The organism is Priestia sp. SIMBA_032 (assembly GCF_046535215.1).
In the GTDB taxonomy this organism is placed as follows: Bacteria; Bacillota; Bacilli; order Bacillales; family Bacillaceae_H; genus Priestia; species Priestia aryabhattai.
This window is the reverse complement of the sequence record NZ_JAWRXD010001055.1, coordinates 1-256: the sequence shown is the minus strand read 5'-3', so window position 1 is coordinate 256 and position 256 is coordinate 1. Positions and strand designations below refer to the sequence as shown.

Genomic DNA, 256 nt, shown 5'->3' with positions numbered 1-256 from the left:
AGCAAAGTGCGCAGGTAGGTGTCACCGCGCCGGCTGATGTGACACAGGCGCGACTTGCCGCCGGAAGAATACTGCCGCTGCACGAGGCCCAGCCAGTCAGCCAGATGCCGGCCGTTGCGGAACTGTCGGGCGTCGCCGACTGCTGCGACGACGGCCGTCGCGGTAATCGGGCCGATTCCGGGTATCTGGGCGATCTTGCGGCAGAGTGCCGATTGCTTCATGAGCGAGTGGATGGATATCTCGATGAAGTGGATGC

Annotated in this window: 1 protein-coding gene; it reads right to left on the bottom strand. The window is 63.7% G+C overall.

Annotated features, from left to right (window positions below):
* On the bottom strand, positions 1–256 hold a 256-nt coding region (locus SB717_RS37580), incomplete at both ends, for a transposase (protein WP_410908234.1).